This is a genomic window from Solibacillus sp. FSL W7-1436 (assembly GCF_038007305.1).
GTDB lineage: Bacteria > Bacillota > Bacilli > Bacillales_A > Planococcaceae > Solibacillus.
In genome coordinates, this window is record NZ_JBBOWV010000001.1 from 2171430 (window position 1) to 2193762 (window position 22333).

Sequence of the window (22333 nt, forward strand, 5' to 3'; positions counted from 1 at the left end):
ACATAAAGTAAGTATACTCCTTTTTACTGAAAATGATAACAAGAAATTGGAAGGAGTATGGAAAATGTATAGAAATTCCCTTTATGATGCCTGTGTATTAAAGCCTAAATTCGATCAGTTCAATAATCTTTATACGCTTATAATCACTCCGACTGGTTATAAAAAAGTGCCTTTCACACCAATGCAATTGCTGGATATGGAGCTGAAACAACATGGTTCAAGCTTAAAAGGCGCTAAAGAAGCGGCAAAAGCGGTCATTAGCTCCAATTCAGTCAACCCGATCATGATTCCGAGGTCTCCGTTATTTCATATTTGGTTTCCGACAGAGGCAATGCGCAACCTGGAAAATTGTATGTACTTTGCATTGCATCATGTTCATAATATTGAACCGGATACGGAAAATCACTCAATCGTCATCTTAATGAATTATGAACGAATTAAAGTACCTGTATCGTACAGTAAACTGTATAAACAGTGGCTTAAGGCAAAAGATTACTGTTCGACGACTTTTGTAAAGCAATTTTACAGGCGTCCTTTGTATTCCAAAGCCGAACAGCAAATACTGTTAAAATGTGCAGAAATAAATGAAGAGTATGTAATCCAATAATAAGCATAGAGTTTTACGCAACGGAGCATCCCAATGTGTGAAACTCTTTTTGTTTCTCAATTTTTTATCGATTGCATAATCCTTTATTGCAAATGGAAACAATTCTGGTTCATTAGTCATGAGTTTGAAGTCACAAATTCTTCTTAAAATAGCACTGAAGCACATAGACATTTAATCGTATATTCCATCATAATGTGGGTATATAAATTGTAGCACTGAATGGCTAGGGGGAACGGTTATGCTATTTAAACGCACAGAAGGATTCCGCTTTACTTTCGGGGTCCCGATCGAAGCAAATTTTACCGAATTGATCAATGGAAAACAGGAACAATTAGAGGTGATAAAATACCCCTGTGAAATCATCGATGTGAGCCCGCATGGAATGAAAATGTTTTCTTCTCGGGAAATTGGTGAAAATAATAATAACCTGGTGCAGTTGGAACTGGAATTCATTTTAGACGAAGTACTGATTAAGGCCATTGGAGACATCGTATGGAAGAAGAGGTACGGCGATAAGTTCCAATATGGTTTGATCTTCGAAAATCAGCCAGGTATTGAAGAACTGATCGTCAGCGAATTAAAAGTTCGTCGTAAAAAAGAAGTCGGACGTAAGTAAATTGGTTGGTTACCATTGAGTCTATATAACGATACGGTGTCTTTCTTATCAATATGTAGGACAACTTGTCGAAAATTGAAAAAAGTTTCAAGACGTAACAGGATTTTATTTATGTATGTAGAATTAGTTAATAAGAGCAGTAATGAAGGAGGAGTTCACATGCTAAAGTTTAACATTCGTGGTGAAAATATTGAGGTAACTCCAGCGATTCGTGATTACGTGGAGAACAAAATTGAAAAGGTAGAACGCTATTTTAATGAAGATCTGAACGCGAACGCTAACGTCAATTTGAAGGTTTATAATGATAAACAAACAAAAGTAGAAGTGACGATTCCGATGAAAAATTTAACGCTGCGTGCCGAAGAGCGACATAACGACATGTATGCGGCTGTTGACTTAATTGTCGACAAGCTTGAGCGCCAAATCCGTAAACATAAAACAAAAGTAAACCGTAAATTCCGTGATCGCGAAGGTACAGGTATCTACTTTGCCAATGTGACATCCCAAATGGAAGCGAACGCTGAATCTTCAGAGGATGAATATACAATCGTTCGTACGAAGCAGTTTGATCTGAAACCTATGGATCAGGAAGAAGCTGTTTTACAAATGAACATGCTGGGCCATGATTTCTATATCTTCACAGATGCAGAAACAGACGGCACAAACATCGTTTACAAACGTAAAGATGGTAAATACGGTTTAATCGAAACAAACTAAATGATTGGCTTACAAGCGGATTGCCTGAAATGGGCAATCCGTTTTTTAGGTAGTGAAAATTTTGCAGCAAAGTGGCTAATAAACATATGGAACCGTCTAATAAAAATATAAAGTGGCTATTATAATTTGAATTGGCTAATATTTATTGCAAAATGGCTATTAAGTAATTCCGAATGGCTATTATCGTAGTTAAGGTGGCTAATAAATATATAAGATGGCTAATATCTACGAAAAAGTGGCTAATAAAATATTCCATATCCCGATGAGTTTCTTTCTAGTGAAAATTTGGATGCGCATTACCACGATTGCAACAGTCAATTTGCACCACCGGCATATATAATGCTAAAATATACTTTGAGACTATTTATTGGGAAGTGACCAATTCGATGGCAAACATATTAAATAAATTATTTGATTTCAATAAAAAAGAAGTAAAGCGTTTAGAAAAAATTGCAGATAAAGTAGAGGCATTGGCAGGGCAGTTTGAAAGCCTTTCTGATGATGCATTAAAAGCGAAGACAGAAGAATTTAAAAACCGTTATCAAAACGGGGAAACAGTGGACGCTTTGTTGCCTGAAGCATTTGCGACAATTCGTGAAGCATCCCGCCGTGTTCTTGGCATGTTCCCGTTCCGCGTTCAGATTATGGGGGCGGCTGCATTAAACGAAGGTAACATCGCGGAGATGAAAACCGGTGAAGGTAAAACTTTAACGTCGACAATGTCCGTTTATTTAAATGCGCTTACTGGTAAAGGTGTTCATGTCGTAACGGTCAACGAATATTTAGCAAGCCGTGACGCGACTGAAATGGGAGAGTTATATAATTGGCTAGGCTTAACAGTCGGTCTGAACTTGAATAGCCTGTCAAAAGAAGAAAAGCGCGAAGCATATGCAGCGGATATTACATATTCGACGAACAATGAGCTTGGTTTCGACTATTTACGTGACAACATGGTGCTTTACAAAGAAGACCGTGTACAGCGTCCGCTTTATTATGCGGTAATCGATGAGGTTGACTCGATTTTAATCGATGAAGCGCGTACACCGTTAATCATTTCCGGACAAGCAGGGAAGTCAGCCCAGCTTTACGTGCAGTCAAATGCATTTGCCCGTATGTTAAAGCAAGATGAAGACTACAACTATGAAGAATCAACAAAAGGCGTAACGCTGACAGAGCAAGGAATCGAAAAGGCGGAGCGTGCGTTTGGCATCGATAACTTATTCGATTTAACACATGTCCGTTTAAACCATGCGATCAACCAAAGCTTAAAAGCACATGCATCGATGCATAAAGATGTCGACTATGTTGTGCAGGACGGGGAAGTTGTTATCGTTGACGGCTTTACTGGTCGTTTAATGAAAGGCCGCCGCTATTCGGATGGTCTTCACCAGGCGATTGAAGCGAAGGAAGGTCTTGAGATTCAAAATGAATCGATGACAATGGCGACCGTTACATTCCAAAACTATTTCCGTATGTACGAGAAACTGTCTGGTATGACAGGTACAGCGAAAACAGAGGAAGAGGAATTCCGCAATATCTACAATATGCAGGTTGTGGCGATTCCTACGAACAAGCCGATTGCGCGTGATGACCGTCCTGACCTTATCTTTGCAACGATGGAAGGCAAGTTCAAAGCCGTTGCGGAAGATATTGCAGAGCGTCACCGTTTAGGCCAACCGGTACTGGTTGGTACGGTGGCAATCGAAACATCGGAAATTATTTCAAAATATTTAACGAAATTTAAAATTCCGCATAACGTGTTAAATGCGAAAAACCATGAGCGTGAAGCGGAAATTATTTTAAATGCCGGTCAAAAAGGTGCCGTTACAATTGCGACAAACATGGCAGGTCGTGGTACGGACATTAAACCGGGTGAAGGTGTACTTGAAATCGGCGGTTTAGCGGTAATCGGTACTGAGCGTCATGAATCACGCCGTATCGATAATCAGCTTCGTGGTCGTTCTGGTCGTCAAGGGAACCCGGGGGTAACGCAATTCTATCTTTCTTTAGAAGATGAATTAATGCGCCGCTTCGGTTCAGATAAAATGAAGTCGATGATGGCAAGGCTTGGTATGGACGATACACAGCCGATCCAGTCAGGCATGGTTTCAAAAGCGGTAGAATCAGCACAAAAACGTGTTGAAGGGAATAACTTCGATGCGCGTAAACGTCTATTGCAATACGATGATGTACTTCGTCAACAGCGTGAAGTAATTTACAAAGAACGTGAAGAAGTATTGGATTCGGAAAATATGCGTGCATTGGTAGAGTCAATGATTTCTCAGGCAATCGAAAATCAAGTAGCCCTTCACACACAAGGCGAGAAGGAAAACTGGACACTGGATGCACTGGAAGACTATATCGCAGCAAATCTTTTAGATGAAGGCGATATTACGAAAGAGCAGCTTGAAAATAAATCACCGGAAGAAATGATCGCGTTCATTTCTGAAAAAGTGACAGCGCGCTATGATGAAAAAGAAGAAGCGATGACACCAGAGCGTATGCGTGAATTTGAAAAGGTTATTTTACTGCGTTCAATCGATTCGAAATGGATTGACCATATCGATGCGATGGACCAGTTACGTCAAGGGATTCACCTGCGAGCATACGGTCAAAACGATCCATTACGCGAATACCAGCAAGAAGGTTTTGCAATGTTCGAGGAAATGGTCGCAGCAGTACGTGAAGATGTGGCGAAGTACGCATTAAAAGCGGAAATCCGCAGCAACCTGCAACGTGAAGAAGTAGCAAAAGGTCAAGCTGTTAACCCGAAAGAAGAAGGCGCAGCAAAACCGAAAAAACTACCGACACGTAAAGCGGAAAACATCGGACGCAACGACCCATGCCCATGCGGCAGCGGCAAGAAATACAAATCATGCCACGGCGTAGGCCAATAAAAGCAATAAAACCGAGGTCATTGAAACTATGCTCAATGACCCGGTTTGTTTTTGTAATAAAATCTAGTTGCCAAATATTTATATAGTGAATTGTTTTCATTTTAAACGACATTAGTTGATTGGAGTGGAGGCGGCGACTTCTGCGGGAATAGCGGGACAGCCGATACACCGCAGGAGCGTAGCGACGAGGAGGATTGGCGCCCGCCCGCGAAACGCGTCCGCCGCAACGGAAATCAACGATATAAGAAGACCAAACTTTAACACCCACTACGGAGGAAAATATATGATGGAATTAGCAGATGTGCGGAATGCACTCGAAAATACAGCTACAAAACTAGCGGACTTCAGGGGGTCTCTTTGACTTAGAAAACAAAGAGGCTCGTATCCAGGAACTAGATGAACTAATGCTTGAACCCGAATTCTGGAATGACCAGAACGGAGCACAGGCAATTATTAACGAAAGTAACGGCATTAAAGCAGTTGTCAACGAATACAAAGAATTAGTCGATATACAGGAAAATCTTGAAATGACGCTCGAGCTTCTACGCGAAGAGCCAGACGCAGAATTGCAGGAAGAACTGGGCAAAGAACTGGCCGAATTCCGAGCAAAAATGGAAGACTTCGAACTGCAGATGCTGTTATCAGAACCATACGATAAAAACAATGCCATTCTGGAACTGCATCCAGGTGCAGGTGGTACAGAATCGCAGGACTGGGGCTCGATGCTATTACGTATGTACACACGCTGGGCAGAGAAGCGCGGCTTTAAAGTAACGACAATCGACTATTTGCCTGGTGATGAAGCCGGTATTAAATCGGTTACACTGCAAATTTCAGGCCATAATGCATACGGCTATTTGAAAGCGGAAAAAGGCGTACACCGTCTAGTACGTATTTCACCGTTCGATTCATCAGGTCGACGCCATACATCATTCGTTTCGTGTGATGTAATGCCGGAGTTCAATGACGAAATCGAAATCGATGTGCGAACAGAAGATCTGAAAGTCGATACGTACCGTGCAACTGGTGCCGGTGGTCAGCATATTAACACGACCGACTCGGCTGTACGTATTACCCATTTACCAACAGGTGTCGTTGTACAATGTCAGTCTGAACGTTCGCAAATCAAAAACCGTGATGCCGCAATGAAAATGCTGAAATCGAAGCTGTATCAGCTGGAAATCGAAAAGCAGCAGGCACAGCTGGATGAAATCCGTGGAGAACAGAAAGAAATCGGCTGGGGCTCTCAAATTCGTTCATATGTGTTCCATCCGTATTCAATGGTAAAAGATCACCGTACAAGTGCAGAAACAGGGAATGTAGGCGCTGTAATGGATGGCGACCTCGATATTTTCATTACTGCCTATTTACGATCAAAAATCTCCTATTAAACAACTTTCAGCGGTCATCCGCTGGAAAAATTGAAAGCCGTGCCTTAGTAAAAAACTAAGGCACGGTTTTTTAGTGAAATTTAAGCTGAGTAATAATTTTCCACTTGTCAGATTTAAAAAAATATGTGAAAATACATATACGAACAAACGTTCTTATTGATTGGAGGTATTCGTATGCTGCAAATTCCTTCTAAAACGATTCCGTATTATGAGGCTGGGATTTATTTGCCGTTGCTGTTAATTATTCTTGGGAAAGATTACACAATAGTGGAGCAAAGTCCGTTCAAATTTAAAAATCCCTATTTGCAATTAATCGATGCTGTACGTATCAAAATAGAGCATGACTTAAAAGAAACGAAGGACTATTTTAAACTTCATCAGATGCGCTTAGTGAGAGGCAAAACGGATGATTTGTTTACCGAGTATCATTTTTATTTTGGGGGAATCATGGAGTGTAGAAGATATTCGAATATTCGCCTTCGTAATCAAAGTGAGTTACTTCTTGCTGAATATTTTAAAAAAAGCTGATGCTCCTATAAGATGGCATTGCGCTGTAAAAGCAGATATTTATAGTACATCGCAGCGCGTACATATTGCTGGTTGAATGATTTCATATTGATGTCCAGACTAATCTCCGTACTATCCACAAAAGTTACGAGCGTTTTATCACCGTCTTCACTAATATTAATAATAGGATTCAAGGATAACCAAATATTGTGAGGTGAAAACGGAGAAAACAGGGGGAATAAAATACACGGATCCCCGAAATCATAGGCCACCATGATCGGCAATTTATGTTTATTCTCTCCAAAAAATCGTCTCGCCTGATATTTGCTTGCGTCATAGGAACTTCCATGCAGACGACAAGTATCGCGAATAAGTTTTAATGGTTTATACGGAGATGTAGATTGACCGTACTTGTCCAAAATGGCAGTGTGAATTTTATCTCGATGCTGATAGGACCTTAAACAGAAGGTAGAGTTAGAAATAATGTAATTGGATTTTTGTGTTAAATTACTGATCATTTTGTATCCCCTATCTTTCCTACTTTTTTAATCGCTTAAATTTTCACTATACATCTAAACTACTGCATAAACTGCTAAAAATCAACATTATATTTAGAAAATTCTGTCATATGATAATTTTTCAGAATATATTGCAAATTAAATGACTTTTAATTTATAATGGTTAAAAGAGGTCGAGGTGATATCGATGGATAAATATTATTCGTATACAGACTTTTTGAAAGCGGTTAGTCAGCAGTCCACTGAACATCATGCAGAGAAGCTATTGAATGAAATTTATTTAGATTTATTTATTAGTCGGTTGCAGCGGATGCAACGTATTGAACAATTAAAGTTACTTATCGATACATCATTAGATCAAAAGAACGAACAAGCATTTCACAGCTATACTACAGAGTTAAAAGAGTTATTGGAAACCGTTTCTTAAGAGCCGCCCTATCCAGGTGGCTTTTTTTTATGGGCAAACGCGGATCCGTTATTTTCTAATAATAGGAGGAAAGTTTCTAATAAAATTAAAATAGTTCTAATATATTGGTTATTTTCTAATAAAAAGGATAATTCTTCTAATAAGTGCTGGAGATTTTCGAATAACCGGCCCCAAACTTCAAATAAGTGACCGAACTTTTCTAATATCCGCCACCAAAGTTCCAATAAATCCGGCGCACCTATCAAACACCCCACAACACTAAATTCGAATGTACGTTCGCAATTTTATCGTAAATTAAAAACGGGTATGTTAAAATAGAACATAACATAAGCGACAGAAAGGACAATCTGAATATGACAGAAACTTTTACAATAAAGTCCGCCTATCAGCCTGCCGGGGATCAGCCGGAAGCGATTAAACAGCTCGTACAGGGGGTTAAAGAAGGCAAGCGTCACCAGACATTGCTGGGGGCGACAGGTACGGGTAAAACATTTACGATTTCCAATGTGATTAAAGAAGTGAATAAGCCGACGCTCGTGATGGCACACAATAAAACACTGGCCGGCCAATTATATAGTGAGTTTAAAGAGTTTTTCCCGGACAATGCGGTTGAGTATTTCGTCAGCTACTATGACTATTTCCAGCCGGAAGCGTATGTACCGCAAACCGATACGTACATTGAAAAGGATTCAAGTATTAATGAAGAAATCGATAAATTGCGCCACTCGGCAACAACTGCGTTATTTGAACGGAAAGATGTCATTATTATCGCGTCCGTATCATGTATTTACGGTCTCGGTAATCCGGAAGAATATCGTGAAATGGTCGTTTCCATTCGTACAGGGATGGAAATCGAGCGCAATCAGCTATTGCGGAAACTGGTCGACATTCAATATGAACGGAATGATATTAACTTTACACGTGGTACGTTCCGAGTGCGCGGGGATGTTGTCGAAATTTTCCCGGCGTCACGCGATGAACACTGTATCCGTATCGAGTTTTTCGGGGATGAAGTAGACCGGATTCGTGAAGTGGATGCACTGACGGGCGAAATTTTAGGGGACCGTCAGCACGTCGCGATTTTCCCGGCATCCCATTTCGTTACCCGCGAAGAGAAGATGAAAGTTGCCATTGAAAATATTGAAAAAGAGCTGGAGGAGCGCCTTGCGGTATTGCGTTCGGAAGACCGTTTACTGGAAGCGCAGCGTTTGGAACAGCGGACAAACTACGATCTGGAAATGATGAAGGAAATGGGCTTTTGCTCAGGTATCGAAAACTATTCGCGCCATTTAACTTTGCGTGAAGCAGGGGCGACACCGTATACATTGCTTGATTACTTCCCTGAAGATTTTTTGCTTGTTGTTGATGAAAGCCATGTTACATTACCGCAAGTACGTGGTATGTATAATGGAGACCAGGCCCGTAAAGGGGTACTGGTTGAACATGGTTTCCGTTTGCCGTCCGCACTGGATAACCGCCCGTTAATGTTTGACGAATTCCAGTCAAAAGTAAGCCAGGCGATTTATGTTTCGGCAACACCGGGTCCATACGAATTGGAGCATACACCGGACATGGTGGAGCAGATCATTCGTCCGACAGGGCTGCTTGATCCGACAATTGATATCCGTCCGATTGAAGGGCAGATTGATGATCTGATCGATGAGATCCATGAGCGTATCCGCCGTAATGAACGAACGCTTGTCACAACATTAACAAAGAAAATGTCCGAGGATTTATCGAGCTATTTAAAGGAAATGGGCTTGAAAGTCGAATACCTGCATTCAGAAATCAAAACGCTGGAACGGATCGAAATTATCCGCGAGCTTCGTAAAGGGACATATGATGTGCTGATCGGTATTAACTTATTAAGGGAAGGTCTTGATATTCCTGAAGTATCCCTTGTCGCGATTTTGGATGCGGACAAGGAAGGGTTCCTCCGTTCGGAACGTTCGCTCATTCAAACGATTGGACGTGCAGCACGTAACTCGAACGGTCATGTCATCATGTATGCCAATAATATGACGGATTCAATGACAAAGGCGATCGGTGAAACGAAGCGTCGTCGTGAAACTCAAATGGCGTACAATGAAAAACATGGTATTACACCGAAAACAATTATTAAAAAGATTCCTGATATTATCCGTGCAACACAAGCTGCGGAAGGGGAAGAAACATATATTACAAAAGTGACAGGCGGCAAAAAGCTGACGAAAAAAGAGCTGGAGAAGCTTGTTGCAACATTGCAAGTTGAAATGAAAGAAGCCGCAAAAGCGCTGGACTTTGAACGCGCGGCTGAATTACGTGACATGATATTTGAATTGAAAGCAGAAGGGTGAACAATGTGAAAAATACAGAAATTGTCGTACAAGGTGCACGAGCGCATAATTTAAAAAATATTGATGTCACAATTCCTCGCGATAAAATTGTCGTTGTGACAGGGCTTTCAGGTTCCGGTAAATCGTCATTGGCATTCGATACGATTTATGCGGAAGGGCAGCGTCGTTATGTTGAATCATTGTCCGCGTATGCACGCCAGTTTTTAGGGCAAATGGACAAGCCGGATGTCGATACAATTGAAGGACTGTCACCGGCTATCTCGATCGACCAGAAGACGACGAGCCGTAACCCGCGCTCGACTGTCGGAACAGTAACGGAAATTTACGATTATTTGCGACTGCTTTTTGCACGTATCGGAAAACCGTACTGCCCGACACATGGGATTGAAATTACATCACAGACGGTTGAACAGATGGTTGACCGCCTGATGGAATATCCGGAGCGCACAAAAATGCAGCTGCTTGCTCCAGTTATTGAAGGGAAAAAAGGAACGCATGTAAAACTGCTTGAAGACTTGAAAAAACAAGGCTTTGTTCGTATCCGTGTAAACGGGGAACTGCGTGATCTCGATGACAATATCGAGCTCGATAAAAATAAAAAGCATACGATTGAAGTAGTCGTGGACCGTGTTGTCGTAAAAGAGGGTAATGAAACGCGTTTAAGCGATTCCCTTGAAGCAGCGCTCAGAATTGCGGATGGCCGCGTTCTAGTCGATGTCATCGATCATGAGGAGCTGTTATTCAGCGAGCATCATGCATGTCCGATTTGCGGCTTTTCAATCGGTGAACTTGAGCCGCGCATGTTTTCATTCAACAGTCCATTCGGAGCCTGCCCTACATGTGACGGGCTTGGAAGTAAGGCGAAGGCCGATATCGACCTGGTCATCCACAACTGGGATTTAACATTGCTTGAAAATGCGATTGCCCCATGGGAATCCGTATCGTCCAATTATTACCCGCAGCTGCTGGCATCTGTATGCAAGCATTACAATATACCGATGGATGTGCCGGTAAAAGAGATTCCTAAAGAGAAAATGGATAAAATTTTATACGGTTCAGGAAAAGAAAAGATTCTATTCGAATATACGAATGATTATGGCAGTGTGCATAAGAAGAATATTGAATTTGAAGGGGTCATCGCAAATATCGAGCGCCGCTTTACTGATTCCTCTTCGGATTATGTGCGTGAATCGATGCGAAAGTACATGACTGAACAGCCTTGTGCTACTTGTAAAGGGCACCGTCTGAAAAAAGAAACGCTGGCAGTGAAAATTAAAGACCAGAACATTTCGGAAGCGACACGCCACTCCATTCAGGAAATGTATGATTTCTTTAGTTCAATAGAGTTAACGGAGAAAGAACGCCAGATTGCGAAATTAATTATTCGTGAAGTTATTGAACGACTGAGGTTCCTATTGGATGTCGGTCTGAATTATTTAACGCTTGCACGATCTGCCGGAACATTATCCGGCGGGGAAGCACAGCGCATTCGACTGGCAACACAGATCGGTTCCCGCTTAACGGGTGTCCTTTATATTCTGGACGAGCCGTCAATCGGGCTGCACCAACGAGATAATGACCGGTTAATTAATACACTTGTCAATATGCGTGACCTCGGGAATACGCTAATTATCGTCGAACATGATGAAGATACGATGATGGCAGCGGACCACCTGATCGATATCGGACCGGGTGCCGGTGTGCACGGCGGTCAAGTTATTGCACAGGGGACGCCAAAGCAAGTAATGAAAAACAAAGAGTCGATTACCGGCCAATATTTAAGCGGGAAGAAATTCATTCCGCTGCCGCTGGAACGCCGTAAATCGGATGGCCGGAAAATAAAAATTAAAGGCGCTTCCGAAAATAACCTGAAAAGTGTCAGTGTCGATATTCCGTTAGGGCAGTTCATTGCCGTTACAGGTGTGTCGGGTTCCGGTAAATCGACATTGATAAATGAAATTTTATATAAGTCGCTTGCATCGAAACTGAACCGGGCAAAAGTGAAACCGGGCAAGCATAAAGCAATAGAAGGTTTGGAACAGCTGGAGAAAGTAATCGATGTGGATCAGTCGCCAATCGGCCGTACCCCGCGTTCTAATCCGGCAACATATATAGGGGTATTCGATGATATTCGCGATGTTTTTGCGATGACGAATGAAGCGAAAGTACGCGGCTACAAAAAAGGGCGTTTTTCATTCAACGTAAAAGGCGGACGTTGTGAAGCGTGCCGCGGGGATGGCATTATTAAAATCGAGATGCACTTCCTGCCGGATGTTTATGTGCCGTGTGAAGTTTGTCACGGGAAGCGTTATAACCGCGAAACACTGGAAGTAAAATATAAAGATAAAAATATTTCCGATATTTTGGAGATGACGGTGGAAGATGCGTTGGAGTTTTTCGGGAACTTGCCGAGAATCCAGCGTAAACTGCAAACGATTGTCGATGTCGGGCTAGGGTATGTGAAGCTTGGTCAGCCTGCGACAACATTATCCGGCGGGGAAGCACAACGAGTAAAACTGGCGTCGGAATTGCATCGTCGTTCAACCGGCAAATCATTTTATATTTTGGATGAGCCAACGACCGGTTTGCATGCGGATGATATTTCCCGTTTACTGCTTGTACTGCAGCGTTTAGTTGAAAACGGGGAGACCGTGCTTGTTATTGAGCATAATCTCGATGTGATCAAAACTGCCGACCATATTATTGATTTAGGTCCTGAAGGCGGCGAAGGCGGGGGTACCATATTAGCGACAGGTACGCCGGAGAAGATTGCCGAAGTAGAAGAAAGCTATACGGGACGCTACTTAAAACCGATTCTGGAACGTGACCGTGAGCGCATGGAATCAAGAATTAAAGAAGCGCAAAATAAATAGATTAAAAAACTGAGAGCACAAACGAAACTTTTCGTCCTCCCTCCTCGTATAATAACTATATACGAAGCAGAGGGAGGAATTTTTTTATGCAGGAAGAACGTAAGCGCATTTTAAAATTAGTTGAAAGCGGTACAATTACGGCAGAAGAGGCAATTGTATTACTGGAAAAATTGTCGTCGGAAAAGGAATCCACTCCATCACAAGCAGCACCAGTTGAGCAACCGGTTTTTGAGGAAAAGTACGAGGAAGAGCCCCTTAATGCAGAACCGGTTTTTGAAGAGCAAAAAGAAAAACGTAAAACAACGGGATTTGAAGATATTTTCGGCAAGTCATTTAACGATAAAGAATTCAATAAAAAAATGGACGAGTTCATGGGCGATATTAAGCAGGATTTAACGCAATTCAGCACACGCATGACAGGATTGGTCGGTGCGGCATTAACGAAGTTCAAAGAGCTTGATATTGATACACCGTTTGGGGAAAAAGTGGAATTCACTAAAACATATGCTTACCCTGTAGCGGATGTAAAAGGGGTAGAGCTGGAAATCGCCAATGGTAAAGTCGATATCGTACGAGCTACGGATGATTTAGTTACTGTCAATGTGACGGGGAAAACACCGTTAAAAGGTACAGAGGAAGAAACGATTGCGCACACAACGGAAAACATGTCCAAGCTGACAAATGACAAATTATTTATCCAGTCAACAAATAAATTTGCACAAGTGAAGGTACAAGTCGCTATTCCAGAAAAACATTATGATGTTATCATTGCAAAATTATTAACAGGCAGTGTTTCAATCGAACAGGTTGATGCAAAGCTAGTTAAAGCGCGTACACATAATGGGGTAATCCGTCTGGAAAATGCAATATTTGATCATGCGGAGCTGCAAACGAGCAATGGTGCCGTAGAAGCCCGTCAGATCAAAGGCGAAGATTTGGAAATCGGTACAGCAAATGGCCGCATATACGTTGACGGCGAATTAAATGAAGTCGAAGCCGAGTCAATGAATGGACATGTTGTCATTACAACAACGAGTGCGGAAGCGCATAAAATCAAGGCGCGAGCATTGGCAGGATCCGTTGAAATTTATGTTCCGAAAACAGTCGCTCTGGACGGCCAGGTTTTCTCGAACTTCGGAAAAGCAGACATCGGATTAAGTGATGTTCATGTTACAGAAGAAGAGGAGCAATTCCTGTCAAAATCAGTCCGCTTCACAAAAGAACTGGAAGGTGCGAAACTCCTGAAATTAGTAGGGGAATCTCGTACAGGTACAGTACTGGTACGTTATACACTGCAATAGGCTAAGAGTTTTACCGGCAGTTGCCGAAGGTTCGATTTACTCAAAAGCAACGACAAACTCCTTAATAAAATCAGGCATCCATCTTTTCGCAAAGAAGTTGGATGCCTTTTATTTTGTTTTCCGCTAAATCTTCAATTAAAAGTCACAAACTGCCGTATTCTTACATAGAAAAATAGTCTTTCTAAAAAACACCCCGAAAAATACCATAATAATCCAAATAATGAGAAGGATTTTCACTGAAACCGTCGAATAATTAAAAATAGTGTAGAGTATTTTATTATATTAAGTACATTTCATACTTTAACAAAAACATTACGAAAACCAAAAAAATAGTGTTTTTCCATGAAAATTTAGCGACAATTGATTTTTGGTAATGTTGTCATGACGGTCTAGAGAGCCCGAAAACGAGGCGGGGCTTACATTGAAAAGAAAATGTAATAAAATTTGAGCCTTAAAATGCTATAATGGGTAAGACTAAAATTTAAAATACTAGATATTGAGCTTAGGTGGTTTCGTGAATGATTGAAATGAATAATGTAGTGAAGAAGTATCCTAATGGGGTCGTCGCCGCAAACGGGATTACGGTTCATATAAAAAAGGGTGAATTTGTATATATAGTTGGCCCTAGTGGGGCGGGTAAATCGACATTTATTAAGTTGATGTACCGTGAAGAAAAACCGACTTCCGGCGATGTCATCATTAATGGCATTAATTTGAGAACGCTCAAAAATAATCGCGTACCTCATTTACGCCGTCATCTTGGTGTCGTCTTCCAGGACTTTAAATTATTGCCGCGCTTAACAGTGTATGAAAATGTAGCGTTCGCGATGGAAGTAATTGAAGAACAGCCAAGTGTCATCCGTAAACGGGTAATGGAAGTACTCGAACTGGTCGGATTAAAGCATAAAGTGCGAATGCTGCCGAATGAGCTGTCAGGTGGAGAACAGCAGCGTGTTGCAATTGCCCGCTCGATTGTGAATCGTCCAAAAGTAATGATTGCGGATGAGCCTACAGGGAATTTAGACCCTGAAACTTCATGGGAAATCATGAATATTTTTGAGGAAATCAATCGCCAAGGTACAACGATTCTAATGGCAACACATAACCGTGAAATCGTAAATACTGTGCGTAAAAGAGTTATTGCTATTGAAGGCGGAATGATCGTCCGTGATGAGTACGGAGGTGACTACGGCTATGAAAACTAGAACAATTGCCCGTCATTTCCGTGAGAGTTTTAAATCATTGGGCCGTAACAGCTGGATGACACTCGCTTCAATCAGTGCTGTAACGGTAACATTATTACTGGTCGGTGTATTTGCTGCGATTATGATGAATTTAAACAAAGTCGCTTCCGATTTGGAAAACGATGTTGAAATTCGTGTCATGATCGATATTATTCCGGAAGCGGAAGAAGCAAAACTGGCAGAAGAACAGCTTCTTGACGAAATCCATAATATGCCGGATGTCGAGGAAGTTACATATTCTTCAAAAGAGCAGGAATTAAGTAAGTTAATCAAAGATTTTGGTGATGAATTAAGTTTATTCGAACAGAACAACCCGTTATACAATGTGTTGTATGTCAAAGCCGTTGATCCTTTGAAAACAGCTGATGTCGCAAAACAGATTGATAGCTTGGACAATACTTTTGAAGTAAAATATGGCGAGGGTAAAGTAGAAAAACTATTTAACTTCTTGGAAATCGCTCGTAATGTTGGACTCGTATTAATTTTAGGACTGCTGTTTACAGCGATGTTTTTAATTTCTAATACAATTCGCATTACGATTATTGCACGTAAAGATGAAATTGAAATTATGAAGCTTGTAGGGGCTACAAATTCTTTCGTCCGCATTCCATTTGTATTGGAAGGAATGTGGCTTGGTTTGATTGGATCGATTATTCCAGTCGCAGCCGTTACAATTGCTTATTACAATATTTATGATTTATTGGCACCCCGATTAAAAGGGGAAATGTTCCAATTGTTAGAAGTAACACCACTTATGTACCAAGTGAACGCATTGATTATTTTCATCGGGATGTTCATCGGTATATGGGGAAGTTTCATGTCAGTTCGTAAGTTTTTAAAAGTATAACTTCTTTCAGCGACTGTCACACATTGCCAAGGCAAAATTGACAATGACGAAAATAGTGGGAAGTGGCTCATTTTTACACCCAAGAGAGACAAAAAGAGCCACTATTACCCATGCATTTAGGGGGAAAAGTTTTTGAAGAAGCTAACGACGCGTTCATTTAAAACCATTGCAGCAATACTTGCGCTAGTGCTATTTGTTCAAATACCGGCAGCATCTGCAGCATCATTAAGTGAACTGAAAAAAGAGCGCAGTCAACTAGAAGCAGAAAAGAAATCCATTAATAAATCGCTCGAACAAAAATCGAATGAGATTCAAACAAATCAAAACAGACAGCAAAAAATCATTTCGCAGCTGGAGCAACTCGGTGCAGAAATTAATAAAACGAATCATAATATTGCCGTTGTCGAATTGGATATTGAAATTGCAAACCAGGAAATTTCTATTTTAGAAGATGAAATCGCAGAATTAAAAGAGAAGATCGAACAGCGTAATGAACTATTGCGTGAGCGTGCACGGGCGATTCAGTCATCAGGTACAGTAAGCTACCTTGACGTCCTGCTTGGAGCAAATAGTTTCGTAGACTTCATCGATCGTTTTTCTGCTGTAAGCACACTTATGGATGCTGACCGTCAAATTATGCGTGAGCAAAAAGAAGACCAGGAAAAGCTTGAAGTTCAAAAGCTGGAACTTGTGAAGAAGAAAGAAAATCTTGAAGCGAATAAAGCAGAATTAAAGAGTTTGATGGCTTCGTTAAATCAGCAAAAGAAAGAAAAGAAACGTTTAGTAGCAGAGCTTGAAAAAGAAGAAGCGAAACTACAATCTGAGAAAACAGAACTTAAAGCTGAATACCATGATAAAGTAGAATTAAGTAAAGAGCTTGAAGAGAAGTTTCTCAAAGAACAGCGCCGATTAGCGGAAGTTGCCCGTCAGAAGGCATTGGAAGCTGCGGCCGCTAAAAAGAAAAAACAAAACAGCAGCAGTAATAGTTCTGTAAGCTCCGGAAACTTGCCGGTTGTTTCGGCAGGACATTGGACAAGACCTGCAGCAGGCCGTTTTACATCAGGGTTCGGCGGACGTGATATTGGACCAATCGGAAGTAAGAATCACTTAGGTGTCGATATTGCCAACTCAATCGGAACACCGGTTGTTGCAGCAGCAGATGGTGTTGTTTCATATGTTGGTTCGATGAATGGCTACGGGAATGTTGTCATGGTCACTCACTCGATTGAAGGACAACTATTTACAACAACGTATGCCCATTTAAGCGGATTCAATACAAGTGTTGGTGCATCTGTATCAAAAGGTCAGCAAATTGCACGACTTGGGAATTCAGGGAACTCAACAGGACCTCATGTACACTTTGAGATCCATGTCGGTGAATGGAACGGCAGTCGTTCAAACGCAGTCAACCCATTAAATTATATTTCACTGTAAGTTATATAAAAGGCAAAACTTTAATTATTAAAGTTTTGCCTTTTTCGTTTGAATAATTATCTAAAAGTTATGATAATGTACTAATAGGAAGAAATGTGGGGTGATGTTGATGAAGAAAAATATTGGAATCGGTATTATTTTAGTGCTTGTCATCACAATGCTTGGCACTTACATAAAAGCTGAAATCGAACAGAGTACTGCAATCAACGAATATGCGTTAGGAAAAGAAGTGGAACCGGATGAAGAAGTGGGTCTCGAAAAAGGTCAGTTTGCCCCGGATTTTACATTATATAATTTAAAAGGCGAGCCATTGACACTTTCTGAACTGAGAGGGAAGCGGGTCGTACTGAATTTCTGGGCAACGTGGTGTCCGCCTTGCGAAGCGGAAATGCCGCATATGCAAAAATATTACGAAAAATACCGTGAAGAAGACAATGTGGAAATTGTGGGTGTCAATATGACGTATGCCAATGAAAAAATGGAGCGTGTGGAGCAATTTTTAAAAAGCTACGATATCACCTTTCCGATTGTCCTGGAACAAACGGAAGCAGTCGCCTTTCAATATGAAATTTTGACGATGCCGACAACTTACATGATCGATTCGGCAGGGAAAATACAAAAGCAGATTATTGGTCCGCTGGATTTGGATGCATTGCGGGAAAATGTGATACAACTTGATTAAGCTTGGGGAATGCACAGACCGTCAACATAAATTATCTTCATTTTGTGACGTTTAAATTCGACTTTATAAGTATGAATCTTTCATTTGCTTCATAAATTTTATGGAACGGAGGAGAATTCGTGCGGAAAAGTCGGATTTTTTTATTAATTGTTGTAATGGTGTGTATCGGTGTAATTGTTTATGGTGTGTTGAAAATCAAGGCGCAACCACAGGAGGAACAGGCGGGATTTGCAGTAGTCAATGAGCTGCATGAGTTAATTACGAGCGAATCAGTTTATGATATCGACTCTGAAAAATTGGTGGAAGGTGCACTGCGAGGAATGGCCAATGCAATAAATGACCCTTACAGTACTTATTATTCGGAGCAGGAAGCAGCATTACATAAACAGACGCTCGCAAGTGAACGAATCGGAATTGGTGTTGAGTTGGCAGAAGCGAATGGCAAAATTATCGTCGTGGCCCCGCTTAAAGCATCGCCAGCAGAAAAAGCAGGTATTCGACCATTGGATGAGCTTATCCAAATTAATGAAGTACGACTTGACGGGAAAACGATGGGGGAAGTTCGTAAGCTGATGTACGGCAAAGAAGGAGAAACAGTGGAGCTTGTCATTTATCGACCTGAACTGGACCAGCATTTAAAGTTGGTCATGAAAAGAGAACGTTTGAAAAATGATACGGTGGAAGCAGAAGTTCTTGAAGTAGAAGGGAGAAAACTCGGCTATATAACGATCAATCTCTTTGGTGAAAAAACAGCAGAGGAATGGAAAGAAGCTCTTGACGCGGTAATGAAGGAAGAAGTGGAAGGCTTAATCATTGATGTGAGGGACAATCCAGGTGGCTATTTACATAGTGTTACCCAAATGATGAGCATGTTCGAACAAAAAGAAAAAATCTTTGCGTATATGCAGAATCATGACGGTGTAACAGAGCCACTGAAAACAAAGAAAGTGGAACAGTTCCAGCCTTACGCAACCTGGTTGCGTGACACGCCTTTAACGCTTATCCAAAACGAAGGAAGCGCATCGGCCAGTGAAGTGTTTGCAGGTGCCCTGCAGGACTGGAAACGTTCGGTCATTATCGGGGTGACGAGCTTCGGTAAAGGAACGGTCCAACAAACATGGGATCTTCAAAATGGCGGGGAAGTAAAATTATCGACGAACAAATGGCTTACACCTTCTAAAAAATGGATCCATGATGTAGGGATTGAACCGGATGTCGAAGTGACACAGCATCCTCTTTACAATATGGAAACAAAAATACTGAAAGGGCGCTATGAAGAGGGAGAATACGGTGAAGAAGTTGCCTACAGTCAGCGTATTTTAAGTGAACTGGGTTACGCTATCAGCCGGACTGATGGATTCTTTGATGATGATACAGCACAGGAAGTAGCAAACTTCAGACATAAGCATGATATTGCGGAAGGAGACTATATGGATGAAGTCTTTTTCCACGAATTAACGGAAGAACTGCAAACATTCAAACAGTCAAAAGTAAACGACATGCAGCTGCAGATGGCGATCAGCTATATTATGCATCAGTTTGAGTGATGGACGTTTCTATTAGGAAAGTAATCAACCTATGAAATTACTATAAATAATGCTTTATAATGGATTCACCATCTTAATCGGGTGTTGATTTCCATTCCGGGTCGGACGCTTTCCCCGGGCACGGCTCGAGCTTGTAGTCTCTCGCTCGTGCTTTTCCCGGTGGAGTCGCCTCCTCTCTATTCCAATCAACTGGCTTTAGAATTTATTTTGGTCAATTCAGATAGGCGTTGTCGAATGATACAAGTTCGACAACGCCTTTATTTCATTTCCGGTACAAATGGGACTACGCATTCCGTAAAGGATTTGGTACAATTATTCGTACGGTAGGTGAGAATATGGATGGAACAGTTTTGATTGAAATTTTAAAAGGGATTGGCCGATTTTTTATAAATCCTTTGTTTTATATCGCCATCATTTCCGCAGTTTATTTAGGATATCGCCGAGTGAAGCGCGAACGAAGGTATTTTAACCGACGGATACTAGGTGGCTGGTCCGAGCTGAAAAATATGCTTGCGATGGGTTTAATGCTGTCCGTTATTATTTCCTTATTTAGTCTTGTAATAGGCTTAACAGTATCACTCGAATTATTGACAATTGTATTTATTGTAAGTTTTGCAGGTTTGCTCATTTATATGTATCAGTTACTATCACCGGCGATTGTAATGGCGGTTGCTTTTTGCGGAATCGTTTGGATGCAATGGCAGGATTGGTCATATACAATCGGAACTATTGAATTGGCAGGGAGAAATGTTACGGACGATCTTGTTATGACCGTTCCGATTATGACAGGACTTTTGCTGATGGCAGAAGGAATATTAATACGCCGTAATGGTGCCCGGTTTGCTTCACCGATTGTTGAAAAAACAAAACGTGGATTAAACGGGATAGGCTATTTTAGTAAACAGCTTTGGATTTTACCTGTCTTTACTGTTATTCCGGGGGAAGGCATTCAAAATTTTGCACCTTATTGGCCGCAATTTACGATTGGAGCTGAACAGTTTTCGATCATTGTTTTCCCGTTTATTATCGGCTTCCAGCAGATGGTGCGTCAAAAGTTGCCGATGAATGTTTATCCGCAAATGGGACGCTCAATTATTATGGTAGGGCAATTTGTGCTGATCGTCGGATTGGCCGCTTATCTTCTGCCGGTACTAGGTGCTGCTGCATTAGCATTAGGGGCGGTTTCCCGTACCATTATCGGTATTCATTATAGTCGTTCAGAGGACCGTAACAGTTATGCCGTTGTACGCAGTGATAAAGGGGTTATGATTGCCGGCATTTTACCGGATTCCCCTGCAGAAAAAATGGGACTTGCCGCAGGTGAAATTATCAAACGTGTAAATGGACAAGATGTTTTTACAGAAGAAGATTTGTATAAAGCATTACAGATCAATGCTGCCCATTGTCGTTTGGAAGTACTTGACCATTCAGGCGAATTGCGTCTTGCCCAGCATGTTGTACATCGTGATGATAATCACAAAATCGGGTTATTGGTTGTAAGTTAATTTCAAAAGAATCTCGGTAATACGAGGTTCTTTTTTTTGGCTAAAACGGGTATAAACAAATTATGTTAAGATTAAATTGTACTAGACAGCATTGTGTAACTTCAGAAATTTTTATCGTTTTTGGTAGGGGTGAATGGTTATGTTAGATTGGCTGACAATCGATAATATAGAAACAATTGTAGAAAAATATAAGTTATTAGGGCCGTTTTTCGGTATTTTATTGACGTTTTTAGAATCATTTATCCCGATATTGCCGCTGTTCGTAATAATCATTGCCAATGCTGCAGCATACGGGTTATTTTGGGGATTTTTACTGTCCTGGCTTGGAACGGTGGCAGGATCATATTTGTTCTTCCTCATGATTCGCATGTTTGGAAATTACCGTGTCTTCCGCCGGATTAAAGAACAGAAACAAGTAAAAAAATTGATTAACTGGGTGGATATTAGAGGATTTACTCCGCTGTTTGTTCTGCTGTGCCTTCCGTTCACACCTGTTGTCGTTGTCAACACGGTTGCCGGTCTATCCAATATTAAAAAGAAATATTATTTTTTGACACTCCTTATTTCAAAACCCATTTTAATCTTTTTAATCAGCTATTTAGGCAGTGATCTGCGCGATATTTTAACTTCTCCCGTTAAACTTATTATTTCAGCTGTCATTATTTTAATCATTTGGGGAATCGGCAAATTAATAGAAAACATTTTAAATAAACGTGTTGAAAGAGATTTGCGAGAGATAGGAAAGTTACGTAAACATAAATGAAAAACTATAAGTCTTGGCTTTTTACAAATAGTGAAAAGGCAGGGCTTTTTTGTATGATTGCAATTAATGCGCGAACATGCATTCTTATATTATAATAGAAGAAAGAAATAGAAGTGAGGTG

At 41.0% G+C, this 22333-nt stretch carries 18 protein-coding genes; 17 read left to right on the top strand and 1 reads right to left on the bottom strand.

The genetic code is table 11. The features are described from left to right. Positions 1 to 64 precede the first annotated feature (64 nt). From MKX73_RS10675 to MKX73_RS10700, 6 genes are all read left to right on the top strand, one after another. The gene (locus MKX73_RS10675; RefSeq protein WP_340717414.1) at positions 65 to 607 is read left to right on the top strand and encodes a competence protein ComK; all 543 of its coding nucleotides are present in this window, start codon (positions 65 to 67) and stop codon (positions 605 to 607) included. A gap of 238 nt (positions 608 to 845) precedes the next feature. Further along, complete coding sequence (locus tag MKX73_RS10680) at positions 846 to 1223, top strand: PilZ domain-containing protein (protein WP_340717415.1); 378 nt, start codon at positions 846 to 848, stop codon at positions 1221 to 1223. 159 nt (positions 1224 to 1382) lie between these two features. Continuing rightward, a complete protein-coding gene (gene hpf / locus MKX73_RS10685; RefSeq protein ID WP_079524740.1) occupies positions 1383 to 1940 on the top strand; it encodes a ribosome hibernation-promoting factor, HPF/YfiA family in 558 nt (185 codons plus the stop codon). Between the two features lie 386 nt (positions 1941 to 2326). Further along, entirely contained in the window at positions 2327 to 4837 is a 2511-nt protein-coding gene (secA, locus tag MKX73_RS10690) for a preprotein translocase subunit SecA (protein ID WP_340717416.1), read from the top strand. A gap of 286 nt (positions 4838 to 5123) precedes the next feature. Beyond that, a protein-coding gene (gene prfB, locus MKX73_RS10695; RefSeq protein ID WP_340718887.1) for a peptide chain release factor 2 occupies positions 5124 to 6228 on the top strand; the annotation gives its coding sequence in 2 pieces (ribosomal slippage) (positions 5124 to 5195 and positions 5197 to 6228; 1104 coding nt in all). Positions 6229 to 6402: 174 nt separating this feature from the next. Continuing rightward, complete coding sequence (locus tag MKX73_RS10700; RefSeq protein ID WP_079524743.1) at positions 6403 to 6756, top strand: hypothetical protein; 354 nt, start codon at positions 6403 to 6405, stop codon at positions 6754 to 6756. Between the two features lie 5 nt (positions 6757 to 6761). Here MKX73_RS10700 and MKX73_RS10705 read toward each other — a convergent pair whose 3' ends face one another. Next, a complete protein-coding gene (locus MKX73_RS10705; RefSeq protein ID WP_340717417.1) occupies positions 6762 to 7253 on the bottom strand; it encodes a competence protein ComK in 492 nt (163 codons plus the stop codon). 187 nt (positions 7254 to 7440) lie between these two features. On the opposite strand from MKX73_RS10705, the gene MKX73_RS10710 reads away from it, so the two are divergent. The 11 genes from MKX73_RS10710 (at position 7441) to MKX73_RS10760 (ending at position 22212) form a co-directional block, all read left to right on the top strand. Continuing rightward, complete coding sequence (locus MKX73_RS10710; protein ID WP_079524745.1) at positions 7441 to 7680, top strand: IDEAL domain-containing protein; 240 nt, start codon at positions 7441 to 7443, stop codon at positions 7678 to 7680. Between the two features lie 353 nt (positions 7681 to 8033). Then, positions 8034 to 10016 (top strand): excinuclease ABC subunit UvrB, encoded by a 1983-nt coding sequence (uvrB, locus tag MKX73_RS10715; protein WP_340717418.1) that lies wholly within the window; start codon positions 8034 to 8036, stop codon positions 10014 to 10016. Between the two features lie 5 nt (positions 10017 to 10021). Then, on the top strand, positions 10022 to 12889 hold the full coding sequence (gene uvrA / locus MKX73_RS10720) for an excinuclease ABC subunit UvrA (RefSeq protein WP_340717419.1): 2868 nt from the start codon (positions 10022 to 10024) through the stop codon (positions 12887 to 12889). 86 nt (positions 12890 to 12975) lie between these two features. Continuing rightward, positions 12976 to 14190: a DUF4097 family beta strand repeat-containing protein gene (locus MKX73_RS10725; RefSeq protein ID WP_340717420.1), complete on the top strand. Its 1215-nt coding sequence runs from the start codon at positions 12976 to 12978 to the stop codon at positions 14188 to 14190. 518 nt (positions 14191 to 14708) lie between these two features. Continuing rightward, positions 14709 to 15395, top strand: a complete 687-nt coding sequence (gene ftsE, locus MKX73_RS10730; RefSeq protein WP_008403596.1) for a cell division ATP-binding protein FtsE — start codon at positions 14709 to 14711, stop codon at positions 15393 to 15395. Beyond that, positions 15385 to 16281, top strand: a complete 897-nt coding sequence (gene ftsX / locus MKX73_RS10735; RefSeq protein WP_340717421.1) for a permease-like cell division protein FtsX — start codon at positions 15385 to 15387, stop codon at positions 16279 to 16281. Before ftsE ends, ftsX begins: the two co-directional genes overlap by 11 nt. A 132-nt stretch (positions 16282 to 16413) precedes the next feature. After that, positions 16414 to 17715 carry a murein hydrolase activator EnvC family protein gene (locus MKX73_RS10740; protein WP_340717422.1) on the top strand — a complete coding sequence of 434 codons (1302 nt, stop codon included), beginning with the start codon at positions 16414 to 16416 and terminating at the stop codon, positions 17713 to 17715. A gap of 109 nt (positions 17716 to 17824) precedes the next feature. Beyond that, positions 17825 to 18397, top strand: a complete 573-nt coding sequence (locus MKX73_RS10745; RefSeq protein ID WP_340717423.1) for a peroxiredoxin family protein — start codon at positions 17825 to 17827, stop codon at positions 18395 to 18397. A 119-nt stretch (positions 18398 to 18516) separates the two neighbouring features. Then, positions 18517 to 19944, top strand: a complete 1428-nt coding sequence (locus MKX73_RS10750) for a S41 family peptidase (RefSeq protein WP_340717424.1) — start codon at positions 18517 to 18519, stop codon at positions 19942 to 19944. A 335-nt stretch (positions 19945 to 20279) separates the two neighbouring features. Further along, a complete protein-coding gene (locus tag MKX73_RS10755) occupies positions 20280 to 21449 on the top strand; it encodes a PDZ domain-containing protein (RefSeq protein WP_340717425.1) in 1170 nt (389 codons plus the stop codon). Positions 21450 to 21588: 139 nt separating this feature from the next. After that, entirely contained in the window at positions 21589 to 22212 is a 624-nt protein-coding gene (locus MKX73_RS10760) for a TVP38/TMEM64 family protein (RefSeq protein WP_340717426.1), read from the top strand. Positions 22213 to 22333: the final 121 nt, after the last annotated feature.

What these genes read in the sequence shown, in the direction of transcription:
- MKX73_RS10675 (WP_340717414.1), top strand. Translation starts at nt 65, where the DNA reads ATGTATAGAAATTCCCTTTATGATGCCTGTGTATTAAAGCCTAAATTC.
- MKX73_RS10680 (WP_340717415.1), top strand. Translation starts at nt 846, where the DNA reads ATGCTATTTAAACGCACAGAAGGATTCCGCTTTACTTTCGGGGTCCCG.
- hpf (WP_079524740.1), top strand. Translation starts at nt 1,383, where the DNA reads ATGCTAAAGTTTAACATTCGTGGTGAAAATATTGAGGTAACTCCAGCG.
- secA (WP_340717416.1), top strand. Translation starts at nt 2,327, where the DNA reads ATGGCAAACATATTAAATAAATTATTTGATTTCAATAAAAAAGAAGTA.
- MKX73_RS10700 (WP_079524743.1), top strand. Translation starts at nt 6,403, where the DNA reads ATGCTGCAAATTCCTTCTAAAACGATTCCGTATTATGAGGCTGGGATT.
- MKX73_RS10705 (WP_340717417.1), bottom strand. Translation starts at nt 7,253, where the DNA reads ATGATCAGTAATTTAACACAAAAATCCAATTACATTATTTCTAACTCT.
- MKX73_RS10710 (WP_079524745.1), top strand. Translation starts at nt 7,441, where the DNA reads ATGGATAAATATTATTCGTATACAGACTTTTTGAAAGCGGTTAGTCAG.
- uvrB (WP_340717418.1), top strand. Translation starts at nt 8,034, where the DNA reads ATGACAGAAACTTTTACAATAAAGTCCGCCTATCAGCCTGCCGGGGAT.
- MKX73_RS10725 (WP_340717420.1), top strand. Translation starts at nt 12,976, where the DNA reads ATGCAGGAAGAACGTAAGCGCATTTTAAAATTAGTTGAAAGCGGTACA.
- ftsE (WP_008403596.1), top strand. Translation starts at nt 14,709, where the DNA reads ATGATTGAAATGAATAATGTAGTGAAGAAGTATCCTAATGGGGTCGTC.
- ftsX (WP_340717421.1), top strand. Translation starts at nt 15,385, where the DNA reads ATGAAAACTAGAACAATTGCCCGTCATTTCCGTGAGAGTTTTAAATCA.
- MKX73_RS10745 (WP_340717423.1), top strand. Translation starts at nt 17,825, where the DNA reads ATGAAGAAAAATATTGGAATCGGTATTATTTTAGTGCTTGTCATCACA.
- MKX73_RS10755 (WP_340717425.1), top strand. Translation starts at nt 20,280, where the DNA reads ATGGATGGAACAGTTTTGATTGAAATTTTAAAAGGGATTGGCCGATTT.
- MKX73_RS10760 (WP_340717426.1), top strand. Translation starts at nt 21,589, where the DNA reads ATGTTAGATTGGCTGACAATCGATAATATAGAAACAATTGTAGAAAAA.